Source organism: Massilia sp. CFBP 13721 (genome assembly GCF_014842025.1).
GTDB lineage: Bacteria > Pseudomonadota > Gammaproteobacteria > Burkholderiales > Burkholderiaceae_D > Telluria.
Window position 1 is genome coordinate 1 of sequence record NZ_JACYUY010000050.1, and the last position, 8,620, is coordinate 8,620.

Here is an 8,620-nt window from a genome sequence, read left to right on the forward strand (position 1 = left end):
TCAGCTGGCACCTTCATCAAACGCCCACACTTATCGACTGTTAATTTTTAAAGAACTTTATTCGGTACTGCCTTGCTGCGTTCTGCGAATCGTTTTGTTCGTCAGCAGCAGAGGAAGAAGAGTATGAAGCAATTTCTGATTCTCGTCAACTTCTTTTTTGCTACACCGCAGTACTTTGCGGTGCCTTGCTTTAACTTCAACTACTTGATTTCGTTGTCGTTTTTGCGAGGAGGCGAATCATAGCAAATAGCATAGGTATCCGGCAAGGTTTGTTTTAGACGCACGTCCAGATCCCGTAACAGCCGGGCCGCCAGCGCTTCTTCGTCGATCGCCCTGCCCTGCATTTGCATTGCTTGCGTCAGTGCGCTATCCCAGCGGGCCTCGACCGCCGCTCCCGCCAGCGGGCGCGTCGCTCGCGCATCGGTGTCGAGCGCACTGAGGTAATCGGTTGCGCCAAAACGCCAGGGCGCCGCGCCGAACATGTCGACGACCGTATTCGCGATGACGATGCCCGGCCAGTCGAAATCGCCGTGGTAGTGCAGTCGGGCGCCCGCCAGCGCTAGCTGCGACAACAGCGCACGCTGCGCCGCCGCGGGCATGCCGTCAGTGCACACCAGCGGCGCGCACTGGGCTCCCAGCGCATCGGCTGCGATGGCCACCAGGTTCGGGTTTTCGCATACATAGACGTCGCGCGATGCGACTTTCCATACCGGCGCCGAACGCATCAGCGCCCGCAGCGACAGATAGCCCGGCTCGCCACTTGGGTCACCTGCACTCGCGCCCGCACTGCCTGGCAAGTTCAGGAACAACACCGGGCGTGCCAGTTCATTGACCAGCACCCCCACTGCCGCCCATGACTCGCGCACCGTTTCCTCGCCCTCGGTAGCGTCGGCCCCCGCGCGTTCGCGCCGCAGTACGGCAAGCACGATGGTGGCTACCGGGCTGCCTGGATCGAGCGCGTGCGCGTCGCCCAGTAACTGCGCAGCCAGGTGGGAGCGCGTCACGGCCGCCGCCGGCAATTGCGCCAGCACGGCCTGCACCTGCCCGATCAGCGCCGCAGCGACCGGCAAGTGCGCGGCCAGGCGCTTGAGCAGGCCCAGGCCGCGGCCATCGGAGAGAAATGCGGCCAGTCTGCCGTCCGTCACCAGCGCGCGCACGTTCTCCCAGTTGCGCGCGGATTCGGCACGCGCCGCCACCAGGTCGACGATTGGCCCATCGAGCAATTCCAGCGCGTGCCGCAAGGAGCTTGCCAGCCCGGCATCGGCCAGGCGTGCATCCAGCTCCGCGATATCGAAACGCAGCGAGCCGGCCTCGCTCGGACGCCGTCCAAGCAGGCCGGCCAGGGCATCGCGTTCCGTCCCGCTCAGGCTGCCGAGGGTGACGACGCCACTTTCACGGCCGCGCTGGTAGCGGCTGCGCAGCCGTGCCCGCAGTGACGCCAGCGCGGCGCCGCCCAGCAGACGCGCCAGTCTCGGGTTCGCTTCGCTCATTCGGCGCTGGCCTCGGCCGCGTCCTGGAAGCGCCGCGCGCCGTCTTCTTCGAGCCGGCGCGCGCGGCCGTCCCAGCTCCAGCGCGACACGTGAACGGCGTCGATGCCTTCGTGCCGCTGCAGCTGGCAAATCGACACGCCGGGCAGCTCTGCATAACAGGCCCATTCGCGCTCGCTGGTCATGACGAAGTCGAGGTCGAACTCCCGCACCAGGGCCATGCAGTGGGCACGTGCGGCGTCGTCGATGCCGGCGAAAGCTTCGTCGAGCAGCACCAGGCGCGGTGCATGACGCGATCCCGCATGCGTATAGAAACTCGACACCGCCGCGAACAGCGGCACCGTCAGCCCCAGGGCGCGCTCGCCGCTGGAAGCGGGTCCCGACAGCGGGCGCCACTGCCCGTCCTGCCAGCGCTGCACGCGGAAGCGATGCCAGCGCCGGTAGTCGAGCGCACGCGCCAGCAGTTCGAGCAGGCTGCCGCTGCGCCCGGCATCGTCGCGTGCACGCTCGGCCGCGATCCGGTTCTGCAGCATGCGCCCCACCACTTGCCGGTCCTCAGGCGACCAGGCGTCGTAGCTGGTGCTCAGCAGACGTTTGCGCGCGGCTTCCAACCCGACCGGTGCGCCCTCGCTGCCCTCCTCCAATGCTTGCCACTGCAGGCGGAAGCGCACGCCGGTCGAGGTCGGGCGTTTGGCCAATTCGATGTTGATCGTCGCCACCCGGCGGTCGGCTTCCTGCAGGCGGCGCTGGATCGCCGCCGCCACTTCGGCCTGCAGGTGATTTTCGAGCACCTCGGTCTCGCGCGCGGTCAAGAGTTCCTGGCGCTGCGCGATCTCGGCGCGGATCGCCGCCTCGATGATGTCCGGACGCTGCGGCCGGTTCTGGTAGACGATGGTGACGATCATGCCGTGGTCGCTCGGCTCGGCCTGGCCCTGGTGACCAAGCGCGGTCAGTGCGCTCTGCAATTCGGAAAAGTCGCGCGCATAGGCGCTTTGCACGCGCGACCAATCGTCGTCCTCGGCATCGACTTCTAGCAGCAGTTGCTCGGCGCGGCGCGCCACACCCAGTGCCGGTTCGATACTCCATGGCGCAGGCGGCAGTTCCAGTTCGGGCAGCGCGATGGCCAACAGTCCGGTGGCGTTGAATTGTTCGAGTCCGTGCACCGCGCCCTGGCGTAGCGCGCTGCGTTCTTCCAGCGTCGCGGCGGCGCTTGCGGCGCGCTGGCCGCTGACGGCACGGGTTTCGCTGGCCGCACTGAGCAGCGTACGCGCATGTTTCAACGCGGCTTCTCCATCCTGCACCGCTTGGCGCAACGCCGCCAGCCGCGCCGTGAGTTCGCCCACCTGGGCGCCGACCCGTTCGCGCAGCGTGTCCAGGCGCGTACGCGCCTCGTCGACGGCTTCGGCGCAGCGCACCGCCTGCTCGCGGCGTCCGGCGACGTCGCGGTTGCCGTCCTCGAGACGGTCTTGCTGGCGGCGCCGCTCGGGCAGCACATCGCGCACCTGCTGGGCCCGCAGCAGCAGGTCTTGCAATGCCTGCGCAGCCGCGTCCAGCGCGGCGCTCACGTCCGCCAAGGCGCTGCCGTCCGGCGGCAACTGCAGGTCGGCGGCATCGCGCTCGAGGGCAGCGCGCGCGGTGCGCCAGGCTTCAAGCGCTGCGGCCAGGCGCGCTTCGGCCGCCAGCAATCGGTCGGCGAACTGGCGCCGCTCGCGTTCCAGTGCGGCGGCCTGCACATGGGCGCCGCGCAGCGCCGTATCCGCCGGCGCCGCGTCCCACTCGGCCGCTGCGCGGGTGCGCCGTTCGGCCAGCAGTCCGAGTGTCCCTGACAAAGTCGTTTGTTCTTCTTCCAGCAGGGCCAGGGTGGCGTCGATCTCGCCGATGCGCCGGCGGCGCGCCTCGGCCCGGCTGGCCGCGCCGATGTATTCGGCGGCCGGCTTGGACCAGGCGCCGGCCAGCGGTCCGATACGGAAGCGTCCGTCGGGCGCGATCCAGGTCTCGGCGCCGTTGTCGTGCGCGCCGCAGAAAACCGATGCCAGCAAGCGTTCGACCAGCAGCGGGTCGAGTGCGCACGGTTGCGCCGGCGCCAGCCAGGCAGCCAGGGAGTCGGCCTGCGCCGTCCGTGCGCGCAGCAGCGTGTCGAACAACGGCGCGCCGGCGCCGGCGTCGATGGCGCCGTCGGGGCTGACCCAGGCATCAAGCAAGCCGGCCGCTTCCAGCGCGGCTTCGATACCGGCACGCTCGGCCTGGTCAGGCACGCCGGCGCGGAACTCGACCAGCCGCCAGAACGGCGCACCCGGGCGGCCAGCCAGGCGCGCGCCGGGGTCACGCTGATACGGGGCCGGCGGCGCGCTATCGACGCCGTTCGCCAGGTGCTCGCGCTCCTGCCGCAAGGCCAGGGCCTGCGCATCGAGCAGCGCGCGGCGCGCCAGCGCGGCTGCTTCATCTTGCGCCAGCCGCAGGCTGCTGTCGTGCTGGGAGCGCATCAAGGCAGCGCGGGCGGGATTCTCGCCTTCGAGGCTGCGGGTCCAGTCGGCCAGTGCCGGCAGCACCGCTGCGCTGTCGATCGCCAGTTCGCGCAGCCCGGCCGCATGCGCGCTCCATGCATCGACGACCTGGTCGGCCTGCGCAAGCAACTCGGCCTCGCCCGCCGCCAGGCGCACGGCGGCATCGGCGAGGTCGTCGGCACTGTCGTCGCGCCGCGTCTGCGCCGCCTCGCGTGCCTGCCCCGCCGCATCGAGCTGGCGCAGGCGCTCGGCCACCACAGCGATATCGGCACGACGCTGCCGGCCAAGGTTGCGCAAGGCGCGCTCCATCTGCTCGTACTCCGCCGGGTCGAGAGCGGCCAGGGCATCCGGTTGCGCGAAGCAGGCTGCGGCTGCCGCGAAGTCCTCGCGCTGCGCCAGGCCGGCCGCCGTGCCCGCATCGTCGAAGCCGGCGGCAGCACGTGCCAGCGCGGCGCAGGCGGCATCGGCGCGTTCGGCATAGCCGCGCAGCGCATCCGCGTCGCGCGCCTGCCGCTGCACGGCTTCGCGCAATGCTGCCTGCGCTGCCTCCAGCTCGCGCCGGCGCGCCGCAAGATTGCGGGCGAGTTCGTCGATGCGGTTGGCGTCCTGCATCCGCGGATCGGACTGCATTTCGTCGAGCGCGGCGCGGTCGCGCAACTGCTGCGCTTCGGCGGCGTCGAGCGATGCGTGCAACGCTGCCTCGGCCAACTGGTCGGCGTCGAAGGCGGCACGTGCTTCGTGCAGTTCGCGGCTGGCCTTGTCGAAGCCGGTCTGCGCCGTGCGCAGCACGCGCGCCTGGCGCCGCGCATTCACCCGCGCGTACTGGCTGTAGCGGCGGTTGAACTGACCGACCGCTTTGGCCAGTTCGTTCAGTTCGGCCAGCTGCTGGCCATATTCCTCCAGTTGGTTCATGGCCTCGGCCACGTCGGCCAATAACTCGTCCGGCAGCGGCGCCAGCGCTTCGGTGAGCGCGTTCGACAGGTTCTCTTCGTTCGGTTTTTTCGACAGCTGCGGCTGGCGCAGCTGGATCAGCGTATCCATCAAGGCCGCGTAACGCGCTTCCCCCAGGTGGAACAGGCGCTCGTCGACCGCGCGGCGATAGGCTTGCGCGGTGTCGAACAACTGGCCGCTGCCGTCGAGCGCCTGCGCCAGGCGCTCCTTGCCCAGCACTGCGCGCCGTTCGTCGATCAGCCACAACTCGCGCCCGACACGCTGGCCCTCGGTAATAAAGTACCAGGTGTCGACCTGGGTTCGCGCCGCGACCGCCGACAGGCCGCAGCCCAGGGTCAGGTAGTGCGGCTGGCCATCTTCGCCGATGCGGCCGAACTCGATCCAGGCATAGCCGACCCGGCGCTCGTGCTTGCCGAGCAGCAGATTCCACGCCATCTTCTTGGTGGCGTCACCATCGGGTTCGATGCGCGACGACTTGATGCTGGCGTCGAACAGGAAGGGCAGCGTGAGCGACAGCACCTTCGACTTGCCGGTGCCGTTATTGCCGCGCAAAAGCAGGTGGCCGTCGCGAAACCAGAACTCTTCGCTATCGTAGTGAAACAGCTCCACCAGGCCGATGCGCAGCGGTTGCCAGCGCGCCTGGAGCGGCTCGGGAAGTGGCAGCAGCGCAGGCGCGGCGCCGCTGGAAAACAGGGAATCGGGCATCAGAATAAGGCGTCCTGGGCGCGCTCGGCGCCCTTGTCGCGTTTGGTTACGGTGCGCTTGCGCGCGACTAGTTCGGTGTCGCCGAGTGCGAAGCGCGCCAGTGCCGGCAACGGATACACACCCTGCGCGTCGCGCCGGACCAGCCGGAGCATCTCCAGCCGTTCCAGCGCATTGCTGGCCAGGTCATGTTCGGCGCCGGGCTCGCGCGCGGCCTTCGCCCAGTAGCGCCCGTACTCGGGGATCATGTCGCGTACGGCCTCGCGCACCGCCGCCTCGCCCACGGGTAGTCCAGGCCGGGCACGGCCGGCGCTTGCCAGGAATTCGGCGACCAGCAAGGTGACATGGGATGCGGTGCCGGCCGCCGGCATGGCGACGTCGGTGAGCTCTCCACTCTCGTCCACCAGGGCCAGGCCTTCGGCGCGCTGCTCGGCGCTCAGGCCGGTCGCCTCGCCCAGGCGCGCGGCAAGCGCACCACGCTGGTTCTGGAAGTAGGCGCGCAAGGCGGGACGGTCGTCCAGTTCGTCGAGGTAGACGACCGGATCGTCGAGCAGGCGGCGCGCCAGGTGGTGACGCATCGCGGTGCGTCGCCCCTCGTCGCTATCGGGGGTAAATTCTTCGGTCAGGGCGACAAGGCGGTCGTCCAGCTGGACTGGCGCATGCCCGGGCGCCCAGGTCGAGGGGCCGCGCGCGGCCGCCAGCAGGCCGGCCAATGCGCGCCGCCGTACGTCGTACAGGGCGTCGCCGACCTTGCTGACAAAGGCGTCTTCGTCGCCGGCCACGCGCAGCAGCACGCCGAGCGACAGCAGGTAGCGGCAGATGGCCACCAGCTCGCGCCGTTCGTGATGGCTCTCGAGGGTAAAGGTAAAGCCGCGCGTACCGAGTTCCGGGTCGGCGGACAGGGCCAGCAGCTTTTCGCCGAGGGTGCGCAAGGTAATCTGCGGCTCGGCGCGCTCGAGCGCGGCGCAGGCCAGGCAGAACAGGATGTAGCGGCGGCGGTCGAAATCGGCCGCGCCGCGGCTGGCGTCGGCCAGGTCGGCAGGGCGCTTGTACAGGCGCGCGCAATCGCGCTCGACGTGCAGGACCCAGCCGGCCGCTTGCGAAAACCAGTCGCGCAGTTCGCGTTCGTGGCGGCGCACAGCGTGAAAGGCCGGGTGCGACGCCGTCATCAAGGGGCACATCAACAGGGCGCGCAAGGCGTCGCGGCGCTCGTCTTCGCGATGCCGCGCGAGCACGTCCTTGACCTGTGCGGCATCACGCGCCATGGCCGTCTCCGGTGGCAGTGATCGTCAGCAGGTGGTCGCGCCCGGTGAAGGTGCCGAAGCTGGTCTGGATGCTGGCGACACTGTCCGGCGCCAAAGGCACCAGGCGGATCTGCAGCAGGCCATCGGCACTCTGGCATGCGACTTCGGCGCCGGGACGCGCCTGCACCACCAGCGCTTCGCCGAGCAGGTTCAGGAACAGCCGGAACGCCTGTGCATCGAGCATACCGAGATCGGACAGGCGCGTGGCCTGGCCGGTGGTGAGGATCGCACGCGCCGCATCGATCTCGGCGCGCTCGGCGGACACGCGCGCGGCCAGCATGGCGCGCTCGGTGTCGCGTGCACGCACATGCGGCGCCGCGCCGCGCGGCGTCAGCTCGCCCTGCTCGCGCAGGCGTGGATGCACGCGTACCGGCGGCGCGTCGGCCCAGGCGGTGGATGCGGGCACCGGGTCCGCGTGCGCCGTCTCGGCTTGCAGGCTGAAGTGACGGGCGGGATTGAGCGCGAAGCCGGCGCGCCAGAGTCGGTGCGCCTCGGCGTCGCTGGCGGTATCGGCGAACCAGCGTGCCAGGATGCGATAGTCGGCCGAGCGGTCGCTGCGCCCGCTACGCCGTTCGTTCAGGCTGGCCACCGCCGCCAGTAGTTGCGGGATCGCCGCCCTCACCTTGGCGCGCAAGAGTTCCGACTGGGCCTGGATGTGGCCATCGCTGATGAACCAGCGCGACAGGCCACGCCAGCGTTCGCGCCAGATCGCCACGCGTTCGGCCAGGGCCGCTGCCTGCCCGGCCTCGTCGCCAGGCGCCGCATCGCGCCGTTCGCGCTGTGCGGCAAGCAAGAGCAACGGTTCGATCCGGTTATCCAGTTCGAGCAGGCGGCTGGCGATTGCGCCCGAACGGCCCACCAGGTCGCTGACGAAACGGTTCAGGTAGTCGATCAGGCGCTGCTTGAAGGCGATCACGGCCTGCACGTCGGCCTGCTGCAATTCGATGGTGCGGGCGACGCTGGCCATGAAGGCCTGGGCATTGTCGGCCAGGCCGTCGAAGACACGCACCAGGTCGCGCAAGGCGGTGTGCACCTTGGCCGGGTCGGGTGCCGATTCGCCCGCCAGTGCCAGTAGCGCATTGAGCTGGGTGAGGATGTCTTCGAGGGCAACGGTCTGCAGTTCGCTCTGCCGTGCGAGAGTGCGCGCAAAGACGGCCAGGCCCGTTTCGACGGCTTCACCGCCGAGCGACAAGCGGTACAGGAAGCGTGCCCGATAAAAATCCTCGACGCTCGAAACACGCGCCGTATCCGGATGCGCCTCCAGGTTGCCCCATTCCGCCAGCGTCGACAGCGCGTGCTGGATTTCATCGAGCGCGGGGGTGGCGCCAGGCCAGCGCGCTTCGATCTGCACCTCGTCGGGCCGCAACTGCAGCCTGAACTGTCTTTTGGCGGCGGCGAAGGTGTCCATGATGGCCCGGTACAGCGCGGCTTTGTCGGCCACGACGTGGCGGAACAAGTTGCCTGCGGATTGGGTAAGCGTCGGCATGGTCTGGATGGAGGGCCGGGAATCCCCGACTATAATGTGGGGTTGTGTAATGGTCAACGCCGTAAAACGGTCAACCCAAAGCAAAAAACCCCACAGAGATCACTCTGTGGGGCTTTTCTTATAACTAGCCTGACGATAACCTACTTTCACACTGGTTGCAGCACTATCATCGGCGCAAAGTCGTTT

4 protein-coding genes are annotated in these 8,620 nt (G+C 69.0%); all 4 read right to left on the bottom strand.

Annotation, left to right across the window (positions count from 1 at the left end):
* Positions 1–200: 200 nt before the first annotated feature.
* Genes IFT60_RS26000 through IFT60_RS26015 form a run of 4 tightly spaced genes read right to left on the bottom strand, consistent with a single transcriptional unit; the run spans position 201 to position 8,434 of the window.
* Positions 201–1,490 (bottom strand): TIGR02679 family protein, encoded by a 1,290-nt coding sequence (locus IFT60_RS26000; RefSeq protein WP_192056998.1) that lies wholly within the window; start codon positions 1,488–1,490, stop codon positions 201–203.
* Positions 1,487–5,647, bottom strand: coding sequence for a TIGR02680 family protein (locus IFT60_RS26005; RefSeq protein WP_192056999.1), 4,161 nt, complete (start codon positions 5,645–5,647; stop codon positions 1,487–1,489). The genes IFT60_RS26000 and IFT60_RS26005 overlap by 4 nt, the downstream gene beginning before the upstream one ends.
* Positions 5,647–6,909 carry a TIGR02678 family protein gene (locus IFT60_RS26010; protein ID WP_192057000.1) on the bottom strand — a complete coding sequence of 421 codons (1,263 nt, stop codon included), beginning with the start codon at positions 6,907–6,909 and terminating at the stop codon, positions 5,647–5,649. The genes IFT60_RS26005 and IFT60_RS26010 overlap by 1 nt, the downstream gene beginning before the upstream one ends.
* Positions 6,899–8,434: a TIGR02677 family protein gene (locus IFT60_RS26015; protein WP_192057001.1), complete on the bottom strand. Its 1,536-nt coding sequence runs from the start codon at positions 8,432–8,434 to the stop codon at positions 6,899–6,901. The genes IFT60_RS26010 and IFT60_RS26015 overlap by 11 nt, the downstream gene beginning before the upstream one ends.
* Positions 8,435–8,620: the final 186 nt, after the last annotated feature.